Raw genomic sequence first — 19,506 nt, forward strand, 5'->3', positions numbered from 1 at the left:
TCTACCAAAGTTCAGGTTTGTTGAATGCGCTGACACAGCGCGATGGCCCTTTGATCGGCATGTTCGATTGCCTCAGGGATTGCCCCAACCATCCGTGCGGCATGCTCAGCGGCATGGGCGATTGCGCATCCGTTTCAGTGATCGGATGAAACCCGGACTTACCGTAGTAAGCCGGATCACCGTAGGTAACGACAAAGTCCACCCCTTGCTGGCGTAGGTGCCCAAGCCCAAAGCTGATCAGTTTTTGGCCAATACCCGTTTTCTGGCGATCGGTTCGCACAGCCACCGGAGACATCAGGAATACCTGTCGCGGGTCCTGATCATAGTGAAGCCGCGAAAACAAAATGCATCCACAAAGCAACCTTTCATCCAAGGCCAACACCGCCACCAAATCATCCTTGGGTGTTGAGTGCAAAAGGTCAGACGACAGAGAACTGACCGCAAGCCCCTCGGCCTCGCCTTCCGAGGCGGTAAAGACGTCGCGAAACAGCTCGGGCAGTTCGTCCGACCATGCTTGGTATTCGGCGGTCAGGTTCAGCATTTTGCCTCCATAAAGTTGCATGCACGGTCCCACGTATTGCCCACAGTTGATCACGTCTTGGACACAATGGCGAGATACGTCAAACAACACGACCGCCATTTTTTTGCCGAGGGGCAAGTATACGGGCCAGAAGTCGCGCAGTATCAAGGATATATGTACAGGAATTACCGCATTCCCCCTTGACCTACCGCGATCCAATGTCATGAACAGCACCATGAGTACCGCACGACTAACGATCAACCTACATGCGCTGGCCAGCAACTGGCGCGCGCTCAACGCCAAGACGGATGTCGAGACCGGCGCCGTGGTCAAAGCCGACGCCTATGGCCTTGGCGCCGGGCCGGTGTCAGCAACGCTGGCCGAAGAAGGTGTTCGTAAGTTTTTTGTCGCCGTCGCCGAAGAAGGTGCCGCCGTGCGCAAGGCCATTGGTCCCGGGCCGATGATCGCCGTGTTCTCCGGCCATATGGAGGGTGACACAGATCTGCTTCGGGATCATGATCTGACGCCGCTGATCAACTCACCCGAGCAATTTGTGCGCCACCAACAAGCGATGCCCGATCACGCCTTTGGCATTCAGTTGGACAGTGGCATGAATCGCCTCGGGCTAGAGCCGACAGATTGGGCCGAACTGCGCCCCAAAGCTGAGCCTTTAAAGCCGGTGGTGGTTATGTCTCATCTGGCCTGTGCGGATGAACCCGATCACCCAATGAACCAACAGCAATTGAAAACCTTCCGCGCGATGACCGACGGCGTTGCGGCCCCTCGGTCCTTAGCGGCCACCGGGGGTATACTGTTGGGGCCGGAATTCCATTTTGACTTCTGCCGCCCGGGTGTCGGTCTTTATGGCGGTATGCCGTTCGCCGAGACCAAACCGGTTGTTACAGTCGATTTACCCGTTATTCAGGTTCGCGCGGTCGAGGTCGGAGAGACCGTTGGCTACGGCAACACCTGGGTCGCCCGTCGTCCTTCGCGCATCGCAACCGTTGCGGCTGGCTATGCGGACGGCCTGCACCGGGCAATCGGAGGTGGCATCGACACATTCGCCGGTGATCAGCCCTGCCCGGTGGTTGGCCGCATCTCGATGGATTTGATCACGGTCGACGTCACCGATCTGCCCCAAGACCCCGAGCGTCTGCGCATTCTGAACGGGCATCAAACCGTCGATGACCTGGCCGAAGCCGCAGGCACGATTGGGTATGAAATCCTCACCTCGCTTGGCGCGCGCTACTCTCGGGGTTACGTAGAATGAATCCTCTCTTTTTGCTGGGCGGGTTGGGCCGGGCGGTTCTGGCTCTTTTCGCCACTTTTGGCCGGGTGGGGCTGTTCGCGTTTCATGCGGTCTCACATATTTTCCGCCCGCCCTATTACCCGCGTGAGTTTGCCGTTGCGCTGATGAATATCGGCTGGCTGTCCCTGCCGGTTGTCGGCCTGACCGCTATCTTCACTGGCGGTGCGCTGGCTCTGCAAATCTATGCCGGTGGCGCCCGTTTCAACGCCGAGGCCGTGGTGCCGCAGATCGTCGCCATCGGTATGGTGCGGGAACTTGGCCCTGTCCTTGTGGGCCTGATGATCGCCGCGCGCGTCACCTCATCCATCGCGGCCGAGATCGCCACCATGAAAGTTACCGAGCAGATCGACGCGCTGGTCACGTTGTCGACCCATCCGATGAAATACCTGACGGCCCCCCGCGTTCTGGCCGCGCTGATCACCGTTCCGCTGCTGGTCGGTATCGGTGACATCATCGGTATCGCAGGTGGCTATGTGGTTGCGACACAGAACCTTGGCTTCAACCCCGCGACCTACCTGTTGAACACCGTCAATTTCCTTGAAACGAGGGATATCGTTTCCTCGCTTGTCAAAGGGGCCGCCTTCGGCGTAATCGCAGCCGTCATGGGATGCTACTATGGCATGAATTCGGGGCGTGGCGCGCAGGGCGTGGGCCGGGCCACCAAATCCTCGGTTGAATCCGCCGCTATCATGATTCTCGCCGCCAACTTCATTCTGACAGGGGTGTTCTTCTCGCTATGATCCGGATGGAGAATGTACAAAAAGCGTTTGGGTCCAACCAGGTTCTGCAAGGTATGAACCTTGAGATTGCGAAGGGCACCTCAATGGTCATCATTGGCGGCTCGGGCACCGGAAAGTCGGTGGCTCTGAAATGCATCCTTGGCCTGATTAAGCCCGACAGCGGTATGATTTATGTTGATGGCAAAGACGCAAGCACGGGCGACCGCGACGCGTTCTTGGCCCGGTTCGGCATGTTGTTTCAGGGGGGTGCCCTGTTCGATTCCCTGCCCGTTTGGCAAAACGTCGCGTTTCGTTTGCTGCGCGGCCCAATGAAGCAGCCTGCCGACTATGCGCGCGAAATCGCTATCGACAAGTTGCGCCGCGTCGGACTGCGTTCCAACGTGGCCGACCTCTACCCTTCGGAACTTTCGGGCGGCATGCAGAAACGCGTCGGCCTTGCCCGCGCAATCGCCGCCGAGCCCGAAATCATTTTCTTTGACGAACCCACCACCGGTCTGGACCCGATCATGTCCGGCGTCATCAACGACCTGATTCGCGAGATCGTGACCGAGATGGGCGCCACCGCGATGACCATCACCCACGACATGAGCTCGGTCCGCGCGATTGCCGACAACGTGGCAATGCTGCATGACGGCGTGATCCAGTGGACTGGTCCGGTGAGCCAGATGGACTCCTCGGGCGATCCGTATCTTGAGCAGTTCATCAGCGGTAGTGCGGAAGGGCCGATTGAGGCGGTGCGGTAGCAGGTTTATCCGACCGTCGAATGGAGAAACCTACTCTATTTTGTTTTTGAACCTTCGCGCTCGCGAGAATGGTCTGAGACCCTTTTCAGCAGTAGCAATACCGTCCAAGGTATTATTAACGGAAACAACCAAACTATGTATGGAACAAGGTGAACAGACCGGCTCTCTAGATAGAATTCAGGTTCGTAAACAACATAGTAAATCAGCACAATTTCTGTAAAAATAACGATTAAGAGAACCTTATAAATTCCTCGGCTTTCAGGAACTTCTTTGAAAAAAACTATTTGCGACACACTTGGCATTGCTTAAACCATCCAACTTTGAATGCTAACTTGTCAGCGATCTTACACTTCCATGGAAATGCGTATATCTGAGCTGGCTATGCTCTGACGAGTCTCGCGGCAGAGTTGAGTGACACTTGATGCGAATTAATAGCTTAACTAGGTGTCCTTTATGACCCTCCGCCTCGCCACCCTCTCGCTCCTGATCCTCTACCCCATCGCGTGGTTCGCTCCGTTGATGCGAGCGGGCCTGCTCCCGATCTTCGGCTTGTCGGAAATAAGCGTCATAACCGGGCTCCAGTCCTTGTGGAAATCAGACGTCTTCCTGGCACTGATCGTCACGATCTTTGCCCTCTTCGCACCTTACATCAAAACCATCGGCACCGCGCTGATCCAATGGGACCTGCTGGATGCACGTGTCCAACCCGCGCTGAATATCCTCGGCAAACTGGCGATGGCCGACATTTTCCTGATCGCGCTTTACATCACGCTGGCCAAGGGAATCTCTTACGCGACCATTGAAACAGCGTGGGGTCTTTACCTGTTCACGGCCTGCATTCTGGCCTCGATCGCACTGGGTCACATTACGGAAATGACACGCAGTTCACGAAATACTCTGAGCTAATTGATTGAAAACACTCATCTGAGTATCATTATCTTATTTCGAGCAGCAAAAAATTGTCGTTTTCAGGTCCGCAGCGGATCAATCTGTGTGTTTTGGATTTCTCCGCTTGGGTCTGGTTGTGTACCGGTTTTAGAAGGAGTTCGTCGACCATGACTGCCCTCCATAATATTACTTTGCAATTTCAGAATGTCTTTTTGAGACTAACTTTTGCACTCATATGTGCAGCAGCCCTTTTCGCCGTTTCCGTAACGTTTTTGTCAGCATTGGGGGTGCTTCCCTGGCTGTCCATGCAAGCCGGTCTCGCGGGAGGATCAGCTATGGACGCCGGAATGTATATCCAGATTGGCCTGACCATGCTGGTCCTCATGCTGGCTTTTTACTTGCCGGCAAATGCGCGGATGATGGCCTTAGAAAACAGCCACCGTAAGTTTGCTTTGAACATGCACGATGTGTCCGAAGCCTATCAGTTGGCGCACGCTGCGGATCGTGGCGGTCTGTTCGTCATGTCTTCCGAGTTCGACGCAGTCAAAGAGCGGATGGCCTTCTTGCGCCAGCACCCGCAACTGCAATCTCTCGAACCCGAGATACTGGAACTGGCGGCGCAAATGAGCCACATCAGCCACGAACTTGCTGAAACCTATGGCGATGCTCAGGTCAACCGGGCACGAACCTTCCTGCAACAACGGCAGGAAGAAATCGAAATGTTCCAGCACCGTTTGGAAGAAGCGCAAGTCATCCAGAATGAACTGCGCCAGTGGACGCGCGACGTTGAAATGGAAGAAACAATTGCCCGATCGCAATTGACGCGCCTCCGGGACGAACTGTTTGAATTGCTACCGGAATTGTCGGTTCAGCTGCAGGCACAGTCGCAGGATGGCGCACCTGCTTCATCCAGCGTTGTCGCTATGTCGCCACCCCCCCGCGCGGCTGAGTAGGCGCGTATGCGCCCGCCGCGGACGATGGCCCAAGGGGCCTGAGGACGCGGCGCGCCATCGGCGGAAAGGAAAGCCCGTAAGGGCTTGAAGAACGGCCCAACCTCGGGCACCAAGGCCGCATGGCAAAAACGACTTTCTCCTGCTCGGCCTGCGGCGCGTCGCATTCGCGCTGGTCCGGGCGTTGCGATGCATGCGGTGAATGGAACACGATCACGCAAGACGTGCCCCTTTCGGCTGGACCCGCGAAAAAGTCACTCGGTGGCAAGCGCGGTCAATCTATAACCCTCACGGATCTGTCCACCGAGGAAACGCCCCCACCCCGCACGCTCTGCGGGGTTGAGGAACTGGACCGCGTGCTTGGCGGTGGCCTGGTTCCCGCTTCGGCGCTGTTGGTCGGCGGAGACCCCGGCATTGGCAAATCCACCCTTTTGCTTCAGGCCGCAGCGCGGTTTTCCCGCGCGGGCGTCAAGACCATCTATGTTTCGGGCGAGGAAGCCAGCGCGCAGGTTCGCATGCGTGCACGGCGTCTTGGACTTGAGGACGCACCGGTTCAACTGGCCGCCGAAACCAACCTGCGCAACATCCTGACGACGCTCGAGGCAGAAAAGCCCGGCCTTGCCATTATCGACTCGATTCAGACGATGTGGGCAGACAATGTGGACAGCGCGCCTGGTTCAGTATCACAAGTCCGGGCTGCTGCGCATGAATTGACCACGTTTGCGAAACGACACGGTGTATCGATCATCATGGTCGGCCATGTCACCAAAGAGGGTCAGATCGCAGGCCCGCGCGTTGTCGAACACATGGTTGATACCGTGCTTTATTTTGAAGGTGAGCGTGGTCACCAATTCCGTATTCTGCGTGCCGTTAAAAACCGGTTTGGCCCCGCTGACGAGATCGGCGTATTCGAGATGACCGGCAGAGGGCTGGCTCAGGTCACCAATCCTTCGGCCTTGTTCCTGTCGGAGCGTGGCACCCCCAGCCCCGGATCTGCCGTTTTCGCTGGTATAGAGGGCACACGCCCCGTCCTGGTTGAGTTGCAGGCACTTGTGGCCCCTTCGCCCCATTCTCAATCCCGCCGGACCGTCGTTGGATGGGACAGCGGGCGGCTGGCCATGATCCTTGCCGTGCTCGAAGCGCGCTGCGGCGTGCCTTTCGCTGGGCTTGATGTCTATCTGAATGTGGCCGGAGGGCTGAAAGTCAGCGAACCCGCCGCAGACCTTGCGGTCGCCGCCGCCCTGCTGAGCGCCCGCGAAGACACGGCCCTGCCCGCTGACACCGTTGTTTTCGGAGAAATCTCTCTATCAGGGGCACTTAGACCGGCCCCACAAACCGAAAACAGGTTGAAAGAGGCGCAAAAACTTGGTTTCAAATCGGCCATTGCTCCGGCGGGTGGCAAAACTGGTACTGTGGCAGGTCTGACACTCACCCGACCCTCTGATTTGGTGGGGTTTGTTGGCGAAACCTTCGGAGCAGGTTAAGATAGCACCTTAAGGGGCTGAAAAAAATACAGGCGAGGGCCATGGAAGGTTTTACAATTATCGACGGGGTGGTTGCCCTGATCATCGTCGTGTCGGGCTTGCTGGCCTACTCACGAGGGTTCCTGCGCGAGGTTCTGGCCATCGCGGGCTGGGTCGCGGCCGCCGTTCTGGCCTTTATCTTTGCGCCTCAGGCTGTCCCATTGGTGAAAGAAATCCCGGTGGTTGGGGATTTCCTGCGCGACAGTTGCGAACTATCGGTGATAACGGGCTTTGCCGCAGTTTTTGCCATTGCGTTAATCGTGGTCAGTATCTTCACACCGCTATTTTCGTCGATCGTGCAACGTTCAGCCATTGGCGGGTTGGACCAGGCGCTTGGCTTTTTCTTTGGCATCGCACGCGGTATCCTCCTGGTTGCCATCGCCTTCTTTGTCTACGACACAATCATGACCGGCCAATCCTACACGATTGTAGACGAAAGCCGCTCTGCCAAAGTTTTCGAACAATTCAGCGACCGGATCGAAGAGCAGAACCCGGAACAGGCTCTGGGCTGGGTTACACAGCAATATGAGGAACTCGTGGCAAGCTGTGGCGCTGACACTCAAACCACGCAAGAGCCAGCGGCCCCCGCCGCAGACGAAACAGCACCCGCTACCACTGAATGAGAAAATGCCCGGTTTCTACCGGGCTTTTTTTTCCGTAGCGACGAAATGGGCGAGCTAAACAAACCCCTCGCCCGCGCAGACCGTACATCTCATGGTTTTAACGCCAAAACACCCATCACAGCGCCCAAAAACCGGCTTACCATGAATATCCCGACTTTTGACAACTTCTCCCGCTCCATTGCAGATGGGACACGGCGCACGCCCCATGCCGCGGCAACGATGGCACCGGCGGTTTGTATGCTCTTCCTTTTTTTGTCCTTGCTTGTGTTCCCACATAACCAAGCCCCAATCGACACTAGACGCATTTTGATACTCTTTAATCTTGATATGACAACACAAGGCTGGCCCGGTGTCACCTTTTGATGCCGTGACCGGAAAAACCTTGTGCAGGAAATCACAATTGTGATCCTTTGATGACACAGGTCCCGTTAGGCATTATGTGGATGCCGAACTGACATGGAATCGGAGCTACCGATCTTGCTGTACCCGTTTTTACCTCGCGCCTGCCCGCAGGACGATGACGCGTCTACGTCATCTGTCACGGCGGCACCGCCGGGTGCAAAACCAGCCATGCAGATGTTCAATTCATCACCGCTAGTGAAAACGTCGTAGAAATTGGAGCCCGTACATGTGTGGGATTTTGGGGATCGCAAGCAAGACGCATGATGTCTTTGCGGAAATCTATGACGGGCTGCTTATGCTGCAGCACCGGGGTCAGGACGCCTCGGGCATCGTCACTTACAATGGTGAATTCTTCCGCGAAAAAAAGGCCAATGGTCTGGTCAAGGATGTGTTTAACGCGCAAGACGCTGAAACTCTGTTGGGCAGAATCGGGTTGGGCCATGTCCGCTATCCGACCGCAGGATCACTAAGCGCGGCAGAGGCTCAGCCTTTTTTTGTCAACGCGCCCTATGGCATTTATCTGGTCCACAATGGCAACATCACCAACACGGCTGAACAGCGCGAGAAAGTGACCGCCAAGTACAGCCGCCATCTGCGGACCACATCGGATTCCGAAATTCTGCTGAACGTGCTGGCGGATAAAGTGGCCGACGCAATCAAGGTCAACGGTAATGCCGAGCCAATCCGCAACATCTTTGCCGGTGTAAAAATGACTATGGAACGTGTTCAGGGAGCCTATTCGGTAATCTGCCTGGTTGCCGGAGTTGGTATGCTGGCGTTCCGCGATCCGTTTGGAATTCGCCCTCTGTCGGTTGCTAAGCGCGAAGTGGATGGTGCCGGAGACGATTATGCTTTTGCCTCGGAAGACGTGGCTTTTGGGATCAACGGGTTCAAAAAACTGCGGGACCTTGAGGCAGGTGAGGCGATTCTTATTGATCTGGAAGGCAACATGCACACTTTCCAGGCCGTCGACGGCCGGTTGACCCCCTGTATTTTTGAGTATGTTTATCTGGCGCGCCCGGATTCATTACTGGACGGTGTGTCGGTTTACAAAACCCAGATGCGTATGGGCCAAACGCTCGCCCACCAGATTGAGGAAGCGGGTCTGGAAATCGACCGGATCATCCCCGTACCGGACAGTGCCCGCCCGGTCGCGCTGGAAGTCGCCAAGGCCACGGGCATCCCCTATCGCGAAGGACTGGTCAAAAACCGTTATGTCGGCAGAACCTTTATCATGCCCGGACAGGAAGAGCGTCAGAAGTCCGTGCGCCGTAAGCTGAACGCCGTTCCGCTTGAGTTCAAAGACCAAAACGTTTTGCTGATCGACGATTCGATCGTGCGCGGGAACACGATCAAGAAGATCGTTCAGATGTGCCGAGAGGCCGGTGCCAAGAAAGTCTACGTCGCCAGCGCCTCTCCGCCTGTGAAGTTCCCGAATGTCTACGGCATCGACATGCCTACAAAGCACGAGTTGATCGCCAACGGCAAAGAGATTGAAGAGATCCGTCAGGAACTGGGCGCGGACGCCCTGTTCTATCAGAACCTTGAGGATCTGATCTGGGCCGCCAAAGAAGGCAACCCCGAGATCGAGTCTTTCGACTGCTCGTGCTTTGACGGCGATTACATCACCGGCAGTGTCAGCAATGACTATTTGAACAGCCTCGAAAACAGCAGTCGCGCGAGCAAGAAAAAAGAAGACATGCAGATGCCGGGTGGCTCGTGGAACCGGGCGGAGCTGGCATCAGGATAAGCCTTTTCGCGAATCAATATTTTGATCGGCCCGTGTCACAAAGGTGATGCGGGCCTTTATTTTTGGGTCTCAGGATGGGATGAGTGGATTTTTGCGCACAACCCTTCGCTGAAGAAATCGCAATCCCAATGGCTTCGCCGTCAAAGCTAACCGCATTGCCTTGATGCGACGTCAGTGAGGCTTTTTCTTGGCCTATCTGTTTGCTAATCCGCCGTTTGCCAACCACTCACAACAAGGGGCCGTGCCAAAGCGGCGGGGCCGAACTTCATGTCGAATTCAACTGTCGAAAGCGCAGCTACGCAAAAGGGTGCGCTGAAGAAAAACTCTATTTCTGTACTTGGTGTTTTTGGTTCCCCGCAGGATATGCGCGCGCTTATTCGATTGTCTTCTGGACGCATCAAAGAAATCAAACCTGGCAGTCGCGTGTCGTCGGGGACCGTCATGGCGATCGATCCCGAGGGCATTATGCTGCGACAAAGCGGCCAGACTAAACGGATCGCCATTCCGGGCGGCTAATCCTGTCTTGACGCCCTGCGCCCATGGGTCCAAACCGCTGTCATGACCGATCAGACCAAAATTGCACTCGTTACCGGAGCTTCTCGTGGCTTGGGCGCTGCCCTGGCCGAGGCGCTCGCGCCCGAATATCACATCGTCGCCGTTGCCCGCACGACGGGCGGCCTGGAAGAACTGGATGACCGCATTCAGGCCAAAGGTGGCGCGGCCACGCTGGCGCCGATGGATATTGCTGATCCGAACGCTATGGCGACCTTGTGCCGTGGCATTCACGACCGTTGGGGGAAAGTGGACTTGTGGCTGCACACAGCCGTCCATGCCTCGGCCCTGACGCCGGCACATTTCATCGACCCGAAAGAATGGACAAAGGCGGTTAGCATCAATGCAACTGCCACGTCTGTGCTGATCCCCTACATCGCGCCTTTGTTGGGTGAGACTGGCCATGCTGTTTTCTTTGATGACCCGAAGGCAGGCCAAAAATTCTATGGCATCTATGGCGCGACCAAGGCCGCTCAGTTGGCGCTGGCACGCAGTTGGGCGCTTGAGACAGAACGCACCGGTCCGCGGGTTTCAATTGTCGAGCCGTCACCGATGCCCACCGCCGTGCGCGCAAGGTTCCATCCCGGAGAAGATCGCGATGCATTGACCGGAACGGCAGACGAAGCCGCACGGATTTTGTCGCTGCTTTAGTGTATGGCCCTTTGGGCCACGCCTCCGGCGGGGATATTTTCAGCCAGATGAAGCGTACAGGTTATGCGATATGCACACCGTTGCGCCCAGCCAGATCAACGAAGAATTGCCATGCAACGCGGCCCGAACGCCCGCCGCGTGTTGCCTGCCATTCGATGGCTTCGGCACGCAAGGTTTCGGCGTCGACTGACACGCCGTAGGCAGCGCAATAGCGGTCGATCATCGCAAGATATTCGTCCTGATCGCAGGGATGGAAGCCCAGCCAAAGACCGAACCGATCCGATAGCGATACCTTTTCTTCGACCGCCTCTGACGGGTTGATGGCGCTGGAGCGTTCATTCTCGATCATGTCCCGCGGCATCAGATGGCGGCGATTGGACGTCGCGTAGAAGACAACGTTCTCGGGGCGACCTTCGATGCCTCCGTCCAGCACGGCCTTCAGCGACTTATAGTGCTGGTCGTCGTGACTGAACGACAAGTCATCGCAGAACAGGATGAACCTGTGCGGTGCAATCCGCAGGTGATTCAGCAGGCGTGCGACCGAGCCCATGTCTTCACGCTGCAGTTCGACCAGTTTCAGGTCCGGGTAATCGGCCTGCAGTGACCCATGAACGGCCTTAACGAGGCTGGATTTCCCCATTCCACGCGCACCCCACAACAATGCATTATTGGCCTTGAAACCGGCCGCAAAGCGGCGCGTGTTGTCCAGTAGCGTATCTCGGGACCGGTTGATGCCAATCAATAGTTCCAGATCGACGCGGTTGACTTGTATGACCGGTTCAAGCCTATCGGGTTCGATATGCCAGACAAAGGCGGGTGCGGCACCGAAATCCGGCGCGGCCAAAGGGGCCGGTGCCATGCGTTCCAGTGCATCGGCAATTCGGTTCAGGGCTTGGTCATCCATTCGGGCCTCCGGTCGTGACTTGGCGGGTTCAAACCACGTTCCGACCCGAGCAACAAGAGTCCCAGATGAAAAAGGCGCGCCAACAATGGGCGCGCCTGATCTTTAGCCAACAGCAGATTTACTTGCCGTCTTCTTCACGGATGATCTCGTCATCCGCCTCTTCTTCGTCGTCATAATAACCGTCTGCGCGCAGTTGCTCTTCGCGCTTCTTTTCAACGCGGGCAACAAGGAAGATCGACACTTCATACAACCCGTAGACCACGACAAAGAGAATGATCTGAGTAATTACGTCTGGCGGGGTCACAAGCGCGGCCAGAACCAGAATGGCGACCACGGCATACTTGCGCACGCTGCCCAGCCCTTCGGCGCTGACAAGACCCGCTTTCCCCATCAGCGTAAGCAAAACGGGCAGTTGGAAGCACAGCCCAAACGCAACAATGAACTTGATTGTCAGATTCAGATACTCTTGTGCTGACCCTTGAAACACCACGCTGAGCGGAGCGGAAGCCGTGCCTTCGACAACAGCTTCGCCTTCTGCGCCAAACTGCTGGAACCCTAGGAAAAAGTCATAGGCCAGCGGCGTGACCACGTAGAACGCAAAGCTTGCCCCCAGTAGGAACATAAAGGGAGAAGCCACCATGAAAGGCAGAAATGCGTTCTTTTCCGACTTGTAAAGACCCGGTGCCACGAACCGCCACATCTGCATTCCAATATACGGAAACGCCAGCATGAACCCACCCAGAAGCGAGACTTTGATGGCGACAAAAAAACCTTCCTGCGGAGAGATAAAGATCAGCCCGCAATCCTGTCCCCTTTCGGCCAGCACGTCGCACAGGGGACGGGTGAGGAAGTTAAAGATCGGCGTAGCAACCGTAAAACAGATGATCATGCCGACCAGAAACGCAACGACACAGTGAATCAACCTTGTGCGCAGCTCTGCAAGATGCTCGATCAGTGGGGCCGAGCTGTCTTCGATCTCGTCAGTGTTGGTCATGTCTTGCTTTCAGTTTTTAGCGCGGCCTCGGCCTCTTCGGCCTTGGCAAGAGCATCTGCGGCTTCCTTGGCCTTGCGTTCGGCAGCTGCGCGGGCGGTCGTGGCCTGAATCTTCTTGGCCTGCTCGGCACGTTCAGCGGCCAGTTTGCCCGTCTCGCTATCAGGGTCGAACTTGGTCGGGTCAATGCTGCGGGCCATGTCCTGTGCGGCTTCTTTCACACCGTCCATGGCGCTGCTGACCGGGTTGGCTGCCGCATTCAGACCTTTTTTGATTTCGTTGACACCCGCTTGGTCGGCCGCTTCGTTCATGGCACTGCTGAATTCGCGCGCCATGCCACGGGCCTTGCCAACCCAACGACCAACATTGCGGAACAGCACCGGCAGGTCCTTTGGCCCCACAACGATCAGGGCAACAATGCCGATGACCAAAAGCTCGGTCCAGCCCAGATCAAACATCTTCGTTTAGACCTTATCTTTTTTAGACTCAGGCGTAACGTCTTTTGCCACTTCGGCGGCGTCTTGCTCTATCTCGTCGGTGCCTTCTTTCACACCTTTCTTGAACGATGTGATGCCCTTGCCCACTTCGCCCATCAACGAACTAATCTTGCCGCGGCCAAACAGTACCAGTACCACAACGGCGATCAACAGCAGGCCGGGAAGGCCGATATTATTGAGCATGTCTCTTCTCCTTGTACGTCGACGCCAAGCGTCGGGAATATGATCTGGCTCGTGTCTACGCCTGCCAGGCCCGTGGGAAAAGTGGCGGAACGGCGTTCGACGCTCAAATCTGGCGGCATCACACATTTTTTGTAGACTGGTTATTTCCAACTGACAGGTTTATGTCAGTTGCACAGGGTTAGGACACGGTTATCGAAACTTGATCAACGGAGATACATATGACCCATGTTGCAGAAATCGTCACCTTCACCCTCACTGACGGCACATCGCCGGAGGAATACGTGAAGCTCAGCCAGGCGTCCGAGGCGTTTGTCCGCTCAGCCCCCGGATTCGTCCACCGTCAGCTGAGCCAAGGTGAGGATGGACGTTGGACCGACTATGTCATCTGGACGGATTTGAAAGCTGCACAAGACGCAGCCGCTCAGCTTCCTCAGCAGGAATGTGCTGCTGGCATGATGGCTGCGATCAATCCCGAAAGCATCCAGATACGCCATGAGAATGTGCTATGGAAAATGACCGCATAAAAGCAGCCGGAACGGCGTGTCATGCGCCGCACTGACCGTCTGTTCGACATCATCCAGATCCTGCGCGACGGCAAACTGCACCGCGCGCAGGACATCGCGGACCGGCTTGAGGTCTCGGTCCGCACGATTTACCGCGACATGGACACTCTTGTCGCCTCGGGCGTGCCTGTGGAGGGCGAGCGCGGCGTCGGCTACATGGTGCGCGAACAGATCACCCTGCCCCCCTTAACCCTGACCCCGATAGAATTGGAAGCCTTGAACCTTGGCATGGCTATCGTGGCCGAGGCGGCAGACGCTGATCTTAAAGCGGCAGCCGAAACACTGGCTGAAAAGATCGACGCAGTTTTGCCGACCCAAGTCGTGGCCGAGGCAGATACATGGAAATTCGCGGTGTATCCCTTTGCGGATGCAGCGCGTGGATTGGCCCACATGGCCCCGATCCGTGCTGCGATCAAATCCCGCCAGAAACTGCATTTGTCCTATCGTCGCATTGATGGTGTGCTGACCGAGCGCACGATTCGCCCGTTGCACATGGAGTATTGGGGTCGTGTCTGGACCCTGACCGCGTGGTGCGAGTTGCGGGACGGTTTCCGGGTGTTTCGCATCGACTTGATCGAAGCCGTTTCACCCCTGCCCGAGATTTTTGCCGATGAACCGGGAAAACGGCTCAGCGACTACGACCCCTATAACTAGGTCGCCCAACCAAAGGCGGGTCGAATCCAGCCAGTGCATTTACTGTAAATAGGGCTCGGGATCGACAGCTTCGAATCCTTTGCGCACTTCGAAATGCACGTAAGAATTGTCTCCGCCCCTCAGTGAGGCGATCTGCTCACCCCGGCGCACGCGATCGCCCTTTTTCACCGTTATCTTGTCGACATTCGCATAGACCGTCAGAAGATCGTTGCTGTGTTTGACTACAATGATAGGTACCTGATCTGCATCTGCGGTAATCGCAGCCACGGTGCCCGCTTCGGCTGCCTTTACAGCCGCGCCCGGAGCGGCGGCGATGTCGATCCCCTCGTTCTTGCCCTTCTCATAGGTCCGAATGATCGTGCCTGTCACCGGCAGCCCAAGGGCTGCGCTGCTTTGGTTGGTCGGTGCTTCGGCGGTCACGTCCGGTGCTGGCTCGGCCGGGGCGATCACCTCGTCCGGCAGTGGTTGCGTTGCACTGGGCGGGGTCGGCGTTGGCGAACCCTGCCCCGGCTGCGTCACGTTGGTGGCGGCTACAGGAGCCTGTTGTGGTGCGGGTTGGTTCTTGATCGGGATCAGCAGGAACTGATCCTCGCGCACGGTAAAGTCCGGACCCAATCCATTCCATTCGGCCAGCGCATCCACTGGCACATCGTAGAGCCGCGCGATGGTGTAAGCCGTCTCACCGCGTTTGACCTTGTGCCGGATCGGCTCTGGCCCAGATGGCGCAGGGGTCGGATCGGGTGCCGTCGCCGCAGGCTGCGCGGGCTCCAGCGTCGACGTCCGGACCGACCCATCTGTCGGCGCCTCGTCAATCGCGGTTCCGGCTATGGTGGCGATATCGACGGTACTGGCACCACCGACCGGGCGCGGCAGAGCGATCACTTCACCGTCACGCAACTTATCAGTGGGTTTCAAGCCATTGAAACTTGCCAACTCGCCCTCGGGCAATCCAACCCGCGCGGCAACATCTGCAACCGTATCACCGCGGCGCGCGACAACCACCTGGTATGTTGGATAGGATATGACGCCTCGGGCATCTGGGGTCGGACGATTGGCTGTCGCGGCTTGCGCGGCATCAGAGGTCGAAAATCCCCCCACATTTCCACGAAGATCATAATCCAGCGGACCTTCGCACCCCGCAAGGATCACCAAAGCTGTCGCGCCGGTGGCGCAGCGGAGTATCGCTGACTTGGAAACTGCTCTCATCATACTGTCCTCAACGCCTGCCCGTGTTCTCCGGGGTTCCGTCGCGTGTTGCCTAACAATCCTTACACCCCGTCCTTACCAAGACCCTCTAACAAGGGCACAAAACGAACGGGCAACAACTCATCATAGTCCAAGCCGGTCTCGGTCCGCCTGACACGGATCAGCGTCTGAACCGCATCCGACTGTCCCACCGGCAAAACCATGATACCGCCGATTTTAAGCTGCGCCAAGAGCGGCCCGGGCGGATCCTCTGCCGCCGCAGTTACAATGATACGGTCAAATGGGGCCTGCTCGGGCAAACCAAAAGATCCGTCCGTCAACATTGCGGTTACATTGGTCAGGCCGAGGTCGCGGAATAACTGCCCGGTTTCCCGCACCAGCCGCTTGTGGCGCTCAACCGTATAGACCCGGCGCGCCAACTTGGACAGGATCGCAGCCTGATAGCCAGATCCGGTGCCAACCTCTAACACTTTGTCGCGCGGGTGCACATCTAACGCCTGCGTCATCAGCCCCACCACCGAAGGCTGGCTTATCGTCTGCCCGCACGCAATCGGCAGTGGTGTATCCTCATAAGCGCGATCGGCAAACAAGCCCTTGACGAATTGGCCCCGGTCGATCTGTTCCATCGCTGCCAGCACACGCGCATCCGTCACCCCACGCGAGCGCAGGGCAAACAAAAACTGCATGGTTGTTTCGGGGTCCGGTCCGGTCATTCGATTGTCTTCAATGCCTCAAGGGCATCATGTGCCGTCAGATCCGCACGCATCGGCGTGACCGAGATGTAGCCCGCCAGATTAACCGCCGCATCCGTGCCCGGCGCGGTTGGGTTGTGCTGATAGCCGCCTTTTATCCAAAGGAACCGCCGTCCCGAGGGCGAGCTGTGCGGCTCGACCGAAAAATGCGTGTCACGACGAAATCCTTGCGGAGCGATCCGCGTGCCCAGCACTTCATCTGCAGGCACAGGTGGGAAATTTACGTTGTAGAACAAGTGGTAATCGCCCTGATTTTCCGGCGCAGCATCCAGGATCTTTCGCACGAGACCAGCGCCGAACCGGGCCGCCGTTTCAAACGGATCGTCAAGCCCCAGATTCCGCGGTCCGAAGTACTGCGACAGGGCAATTGCCGGAATGCCCTGCAAAGCGGCCTCCATCGCGCCGCCGACAGTGCCGGAATAAAGCGTGTTCTCTGCCGAGTTATTCCCCCGGTTGACCCCGGACAGCACCAGATCGGGGTGCGCATCCTTCATCACGTCGTGCAATCCAGCCAACACGCAATCCGCAGGAGAGCCCTCTGCCGCAAACCGGCGCTCGCCCAGTTCGGCGACCATCATCGGGTGCGTGTAGCTGATACAATGCCCAACCCCCGATTGCTCGAACGCGGGCGCGACCACCCAAACCTCGCCCTGGGGTCCGGCCAGATCGGCTGCGATGGCTTCCAACGCGATCAGACCCGGCGCGTTAATGCCGTCATCATTAGTAAGAAGAATACGCATAAGCCCCATCCGCCGCAGTGTTTGAACCTTGATAGACCCGCCCTCGCGTGGCGGCAAGCAAAGCAGGCGTGCAATCTGAGGCTTTCGCGCACCACTTGGGTCAAAACTGCGCGTCTGAACCCTAAGCGTGGAAAACGAAGCAATGACTGCGGCGAACCGTTAACCACATGACCCGCCCAGGATTTGGTACAAACACGTTTGGCACTGTCGTCTTCAAGATCGATCCGTCATAGTCCATCCGAAACTCGACAAGGCTTTCATTGCCCAAAAAACGCGCGCGTTCCACAACACCACGCGCAGCCTTGCCATCGGTTGCAGTAGGCAACGGCCCTTTGCCATTGCGGTCAAAGTCCAACCGAACGTGTTGTGGCCTGAACACGATCTCGACATTTGTCCCGTCCGGAACGCCCGGAGCCAGGAATTGCCCGAACGGCGTTTCAGCCAAAGCGCCTTTAACATTGGTCTTTAAAATATTGATATCGCTAAAAAAGGCCATCGCAGCCTTGTCGACTGGACGTGTGTATACATTGTACGGCGCACCTTGCTGCACGATCTTGCCGCGCCGCATCAAGGCGATCTCGTCCGCCATACGCATCGCTTCCTCAGGCTCGTGTGTGACGAGAACAACAGCAGCATCCTCTTCCTTGAGAATGGCCAGCGTCTCATCCCGGATTCCATCACGCAGCCTGTTATCAAGGCCCGAGAATGGCTCATCCATCAGCATGATGCGCGGACGCGGCGCAAGCGCACGGGCCAGCGCCACGCGCTGCTGTTCTCCCCCCGACAAGTGGTGAGGGTATTTGTCAATGAAGTGAATCAAATCGACCTTGCGCAAAAGTTCCTCAACCCGGGCACGCTTTTCGTCCTTGTGGCCTTTCAAACCAAAAGCCACATTGTCGGCCACGTTAAGATGCGGGAACAGCGCGAAGTCCTGAAACATCAGACCGATCTCTCGGCGTTCTGGCGGGATTCGGAACACGGTGTCGCAAATCAACTTGCCGTCTACATAGATTTCACCGGATTCCTGCATCTCGACCCCGGCAATCATGCGCAAGGTCGTCGACTTGCCGCAGCCCGATGGCCCCAGAAGGCAAGTCACCTTCCCCGCGTCGACAGACAGGGATACGTTGTCAACAACAACCCGCCCCTCGTACCGCGCGATCAAATTTCGAATTTCCAGACGAGGAGGAGTTGAGTCTACTGTCACCGATGGGCCCCGCTGTCTTTTCCCGATCAAATTCATCGGGCTTAGGCGGGGATAGCAACCCCGCCCGTCAGGTGCAAGACATCAGCAGCATCCGCCCGACGCGACCTCGCCCGGCGTTTCAAATGCGTTTTCTCCACCGCAATCTTCAAATATGCCGAAATGAGTGGAGAAATCGCCAATGAACTCAAAATGCTGCGCAAAACGTGTGCTTTTCAGCATCAGCCAGGTGTTGCCGCAGACCGGGAAAACCTTGCCTGTTTCGATCGCGTGATGGTCATCCAGTTCAAACAGATGCGGCGCGTTGGGGATAGTGCCCTTGTAGACCACCGCCTGCCCATAGTCCTCGCAGGCCGGTTCCAACCCTGGCAGTTTAAACAGGCGGTAGGTGGCCGACTGGAATTTCAGCGGAGCTACTCGTGCCTCGAGCAACGGATTTTCGATGGTTAGCGGGCGATGCGTGACGCGGCGCGGATCGCCAAACCCGGCCTTGCGGGCAATTGACAGGAAATCATTCAAATACAACGCTCCGGAAAGGCATTCGCCGTACAGAACGTCATCCTCAGCCATGGTTTTTGGCACCCGACGGTCGGCGTAAACGTCCGAGAAATACATCTCGCCACCATCCTTCAGCAGACGGTGCGCACCGCGTAGAACCGCCCCTTTGTCCGTGGCTAGGTTGATCACACAATTTGAGACAATGATGTCGAAAGATCCCGGCTCAAGGTCCAGTTCATCAAGCCTTTCGATGTATCCGTGGTGGAATTCCACATTGCTGGCCGCGTAGCCAAATGCACTGGCGTGGTAATCCTGATGAGCACGCGCAACCTCCAGCTGCTCGAGCGTCATATCGACGCCGACGACCCGGCCCGTTTCGCCCACCATCGCAGACAGAGCATAAACATCGCGGCCTGCCCCGCAACCCAGATCAAGGATGTTCATCCCCGTCAGATCCAGCGGCGCGATCAGGCCACAGCCGTAGTAACGGGTCAGCACCTCATCATGAACTTTGGACAGAACCTGCTTCAGATGATCCGGCATGGCGTCCGGGGTACAGCACGCGTTGGTCTGCAAATCCGAACTGCTTTGCAGCACTTCACCATAGTAATTCTGCACGGACTCATGATTCATCACAGGTTTCCTTTTCCCGATGGCTGGAAA

At 57.0% G+C, this 19,506-nt stretch carries 22 protein-coding genes; 12 read left to right on the plus strand and 10 right to left on the minus strand.

Annotation, left to right across the window (positions count from 1 at the left end; genetic code table 11):
• Position 1 precedes the first annotated feature (1 nt).
• On the minus strand, positions 2-541 hold the full coding sequence (locus AC2FIT_RS00800) for a GNAT family N-acetyltransferase (protein ID WP_496825739.1): 540 nt from the start codon (positions 539-541) through the stop codon (positions 2-4).
• 214 nt (positions 542-755) lie between these two features.
• Between AC2FIT_RS00800 and alr the strand changes: the two genes are divergently transcribed.
• From alr to AC2FIT_RS00850, 10 genes are all read left to right on the plus strand, one after another.
• Positions 756-1,790 (plus strand): alanine racemase, encoded by a 1,035-nt coding sequence (alr, locus tag AC2FIT_RS00805; RefSeq protein WP_496825741.1) that lies wholly within the window; start codon positions 756-758, stop codon positions 1,788-1,790.
• Complete coding sequence (locus AC2FIT_RS00810; RefSeq protein WP_224889148.1) at positions 1,787-2,569, plus strand: MlaE family ABC transporter permease; 783 nt, start codon at positions 1,787-1,789, stop codon at positions 2,567-2,569. The genes alr and AC2FIT_RS00810 overlap by 4 nt, the downstream gene beginning before the upstream one ends.
• On the plus strand, positions 2,566-3,312 hold the full coding sequence (locus tag AC2FIT_RS00815; protein WP_224889149.1) for an ABC transporter ATP-binding protein: 747 nt from the start codon (positions 2,566-2,568) through the stop codon (positions 3,310-3,312). The genes AC2FIT_RS00810 and AC2FIT_RS00815 overlap by 4 nt, the downstream gene beginning before the upstream one ends.
• Positions 3,313-3,765: 453 nt before the next feature.
• Positions 3,766-4,218: a paraquat-inducible protein A gene (locus AC2FIT_RS00820; protein WP_224889151.1), complete on the plus strand. Its 453-nt coding sequence runs from the start codon at positions 3,766-3,768 to the stop codon at positions 4,216-4,218.
• 317 nt (positions 4,219-4,535) lie between these two features.
• Positions 4,536-5,153 carry a DNA repair protein gene (locus AC2FIT_RS00825; RefSeq protein ID WP_496825744.1) on the plus strand — a complete coding sequence of 206 codons (618 nt, stop codon included), beginning with the start codon at positions 4,536-4,538 and terminating at the stop codon, positions 5,151-5,153.
• A 119-nt stretch (positions 5,154-5,272) separates the two neighbouring features.
• On the plus strand, positions 5,273-6,634 hold the full coding sequence (radA, locus tag AC2FIT_RS00830) for a DNA repair protein RadA (protein WP_496825745.1): 1,362 nt from the start codon (positions 5,273-5,275) through the stop codon (positions 6,632-6,634).
• A 41-nt stretch (positions 6,635-6,675) separates the two neighbouring features.
• Positions 6,676-7,296 carry a CvpA family protein gene (locus tag AC2FIT_RS00835; RefSeq protein WP_224889154.1) on the plus strand — a complete coding sequence of 207 codons (621 nt, stop codon included), beginning with the start codon at positions 6,676-6,678 and terminating at the stop codon, positions 7,294-7,296.
• Positions 7,297-7,924: 628 nt separating this feature from the next.
• Positions 7,925-9,448: an amidophosphoribosyltransferase gene (purF, locus tag AC2FIT_RS00840; RefSeq protein ID WP_496825747.1), complete on the plus strand. Its 1,524-nt coding sequence runs from the start codon at positions 7,925-7,927 to the stop codon at positions 9,446-9,448.
• A gap of 267 nt (positions 9,449-9,715) precedes the next feature.
• The gene (locus AC2FIT_RS00845) at positions 9,716-9,964 is read left to right on the plus strand and encodes a hypothetical protein (RefSeq protein ID WP_496825749.1); all 249 of its coding nucleotides are present in this window, start codon (positions 9,716-9,718) and stop codon (positions 9,962-9,964) included.
• A gap of 42 nt (positions 9,965-10,006) precedes the next feature.
• Positions 10,007-10,651: an SDR family NAD(P)-dependent oxidoreductase gene (locus AC2FIT_RS00850; protein WP_068331633.1), complete on the plus strand. Its 645-nt coding sequence runs from the start codon at positions 10,007-10,009 to the stop codon at positions 10,649-10,651.
• 61 nt (positions 10,652-10,712) lie between these two features.
• Here AC2FIT_RS00850 and AC2FIT_RS00855 read toward each other — a convergent pair whose 3' ends face one another.
• The 4 genes from AC2FIT_RS00855 to tatA all read right to left on the minus strand — a co-directional run bounded on the left by AC2FIT_RS00855 (position 10,713) and on the right by tatA (position 13,226).
• Complete coding sequence (locus tag AC2FIT_RS00855) at positions 10,713-11,555, minus strand: ATP-binding protein (RefSeq protein ID WP_496825751.1); 843 nt, start codon at positions 11,553-11,555, stop codon at positions 10,713-10,715.
• Between the two features lie 118 nt (positions 11,556-11,673).
• Positions 11,674-12,549 carry a twin-arginine translocase subunit TatC gene (tatC, locus tag AC2FIT_RS00860; RefSeq protein ID WP_496825753.1) on the minus strand — a complete coding sequence of 292 codons (876 nt, stop codon included), beginning with the start codon at positions 12,547-12,549 and terminating at the stop codon, positions 11,674-11,676.
• A complete protein-coding gene (gene tatB / locus AC2FIT_RS00865) occupies positions 12,546-13,004 on the minus strand; it encodes a Sec-independent protein translocase protein TatB (RefSeq protein ID WP_068331639.1) in 459 nt (152 codons plus the stop codon). The genes tatC and tatB overlap by 4 nt, the downstream gene beginning before the upstream one ends.
• A 6-nt stretch (positions 13,005-13,010) precedes the next feature.
• Positions 13,011-13,226: a twin-arginine translocase TatA/TatE family subunit gene (gene tatA / locus AC2FIT_RS00870; RefSeq protein ID WP_496825756.1), complete on the minus strand. Its 216-nt coding sequence runs from the start codon at positions 13,224-13,226 to the stop codon at positions 13,011-13,013.
• Positions 13,227-13,444: 218 nt separating this feature from the next.
• Here tatA and AC2FIT_RS00875 point away from each other — a divergent pair, with 218 nt between their 5' ends.
• Both AC2FIT_RS00875 and AC2FIT_RS00880 read left to right on the plus strand, forming a co-directional pair.
• A complete protein-coding gene (locus AC2FIT_RS00875; protein WP_496825758.1) occupies positions 13,445-13,750 on the plus strand; it encodes a hypothetical protein in 306 nt (101 codons plus the stop codon).
• A gap of 21 nt (positions 13,751-13,771) precedes the next feature.
• Positions 13,772-14,443 (plus strand): helix-turn-helix transcriptional regulator, encoded by a 672-nt coding sequence (locus AC2FIT_RS00880; protein WP_068331643.1) that lies wholly within the window; start codon positions 13,772-13,774, stop codon positions 14,441-14,443.
• Positions 14,444-14,482: 39 nt separating this feature from the next.
• Here the strand turns inward: AC2FIT_RS00880 and AC2FIT_RS00885 are convergent, their stop codons facing one another.
• The 5 genes from AC2FIT_RS00885 to AC2FIT_RS00905 form a co-directional block, all read right to left on the minus strand.
• The gene (locus AC2FIT_RS00885; protein WP_496826478.1) at positions 14,483-15,649 is read right to left on the minus strand and encodes a peptidoglycan DD-metalloendopeptidase family protein; all 1,167 of its coding nucleotides are present in this window, start codon (positions 15,647-15,649) and stop codon (positions 14,483-14,485) included.
• Positions 15,650-15,711: 62 nt separating this feature from the next.
• On the minus strand, positions 15,712-16,362 hold the full coding sequence (locus AC2FIT_RS00890; protein ID WP_496825760.1) for a protein-L-isoaspartate(D-aspartate) O-methyltransferase: 651 nt from the start codon (positions 16,360-16,362) through the stop codon (positions 15,712-15,714).
• Entirely contained in the window at positions 16,359-17,141 is a 783-nt protein-coding gene (gene surE / locus AC2FIT_RS00895; RefSeq protein WP_496825762.1) for a 5'/3'-nucleotidase SurE, read from the minus strand. Before surE ends, AC2FIT_RS00890 begins: the two co-directional genes overlap by 4 nt.
• A gap of 121 nt (positions 17,142-17,262) precedes the next feature.
• Positions 17,263-18,384 (minus strand): ABC transporter ATP-binding protein, encoded by a 1,122-nt coding sequence (locus AC2FIT_RS00900; protein ID WP_496825764.1) that lies wholly within the window; start codon positions 18,382-18,384, stop codon positions 17,263-17,265.
• A gap of 45 nt (positions 18,385-18,429) precedes the next feature.
• Positions 18,430-19,476 (minus strand): methyltransferase domain-containing protein, encoded by a 1,047-nt coding sequence (locus tag AC2FIT_RS00905; protein WP_496825766.1) that lies wholly within the window; start codon positions 19,474-19,476, stop codon positions 18,430-18,432.
• Between the last annotated feature and the right edge of the window lie 30 nt (positions 19,477-19,506).

The sequence above is a fragment of the Ruegeria sp. YTSA135 genome, assembly GCF_059610165.1.

Bases quoted from the DNA above. Each gene is read 5' to 3' on its own strand.
- surE (WP_496825762.1), bottom strand. From the start codon at position 17,141: ATGCGTATTCTTCTTACTAATGATGACGGCATTAACGCGCCGGGTCTG.
- AC2FIT_RS00810 (WP_224889148.1), top strand. From the start codon at position 1,787: ATGAATCCTCTCTTTTTGCTGGGCGGGTTGGGCCGGGCGGTTCTGGCT.
- AC2FIT_RS00890 (WP_496825760.1), bottom strand. From the start codon at position 16,362: ATGACCGGACCGGACCCCGAAACAACCATGCAGTTTTTGTTTGCCCTG.
- AC2FIT_RS00825 (WP_496825744.1), top strand. From the start codon at position 4,536: ATGGACGCCGGAATGTATATCCAGATTGGCCTGACCATGCTGGTCCTC.
- AC2FIT_RS00885 (WP_496826478.1), bottom strand. From the start codon at position 15,649: ATGAGAGCAGTTTCCAAGTCAGCGATACTCCGCTGCGCCACCGGCGCG.
- AC2FIT_RS00850 (WP_068331633.1), top strand. From the start codon at position 10,007: ATGACCGATCAGACCAAAATTGCACTCGTTACCGGAGCTTCTCGTGGC.
- alr (WP_496825741.1), top strand. From the start codon at position 756: ATGAGTACCGCACGACTAACGATCAACCTACATGCGCTGGCCAGCAAC.
- tatB (WP_068331639.1), bottom strand. From the start codon at position 13,004: ATGTTTGATCTGGGCTGGACCGAGCTTTTGGTCATCGGCATTGTTGCC.
- tatC (WP_496825753.1), bottom strand. From the start codon at position 12,549: ATGACCAACACTGACGAGATCGAAGACAGCTCGGCCCCACTGATCGAG.
- AC2FIT_RS00880 (WP_068331643.1), top strand. From the start codon at position 13,772: ATGCGCCGCACTGACCGTCTGTTCGACATCATCCAGATCCTGCGCGAC.
- AC2FIT_RS00855 (WP_496825751.1), bottom strand. From the start codon at position 11,555: ATGGATGACCAAGCCCTGAACCGAATTGCCGATGCACTGGAACGCATG.
- AC2FIT_RS00820 (WP_224889151.1), top strand. From the start codon at position 3,766: ATGACCCTCCGCCTCGCCACCCTCTCGCTCCTGATCCTCTACCCCATC.
- AC2FIT_RS00900 (WP_496825764.1), bottom strand. From the start codon at position 18,384: ATGAATTTGATCGGGAAAAGACAGCGGGGCCCATCGGTGACAGTAGAC.
- AC2FIT_RS00875 (WP_496825758.1), top strand. From the start codon at position 13,445: ATGACCCATGTTGCAGAAATCGTCACCTTCACCCTCACTGACGGCACA.
- purF (WP_496825747.1), top strand. From the start codon at position 7,925: ATGTGTGGGATTTTGGGGATCGCAAGCAAGACGCATGATGTCTTTGCG.
- AC2FIT_RS00845 (WP_496825749.1), top strand. From the start codon at position 9,716: ATGTCGAATTCAACTGTCGAAAGCGCAGCTACGCAAAAGGGTGCGCTG.
- AC2FIT_RS00815 (WP_224889149.1), top strand. From the start codon at position 2,566: ATGATCCGGATGGAGAATGTACAAAAAGCGTTTGGGTCCAACCAGGTT.
- AC2FIT_RS00800 (WP_496825739.1), bottom strand. From the start codon at position 541: ATGCTGAACCTGACCGCCGAATACCAAGCATGGTCGGACGAACTGCCC.
- tatA (WP_496825756.1), bottom strand. From the start codon at position 13,226: ATGCTCAATAATATCGGCCTTCCCGGCCTGCTGTTGATCGCCGTTGTG.
- radA (WP_496825745.1), top strand. From the start codon at position 5,273: ATGGCAAAAACGACTTTCTCCTGCTCGGCCTGCGGCGCGTCGCATTCG.
- AC2FIT_RS00905 (WP_496825766.1), bottom strand. From the start codon at position 19,476: ATGAATCATGAGTCCGTGCAGAATTACTATGGTGAAGTGCTGCAAAGC.
- AC2FIT_RS00835 (WP_224889154.1), top strand. From the start codon at position 6,676: ATGGAAGGTTTTACAATTATCGACGGGGTGGTTGCCCTGATCATCGTC.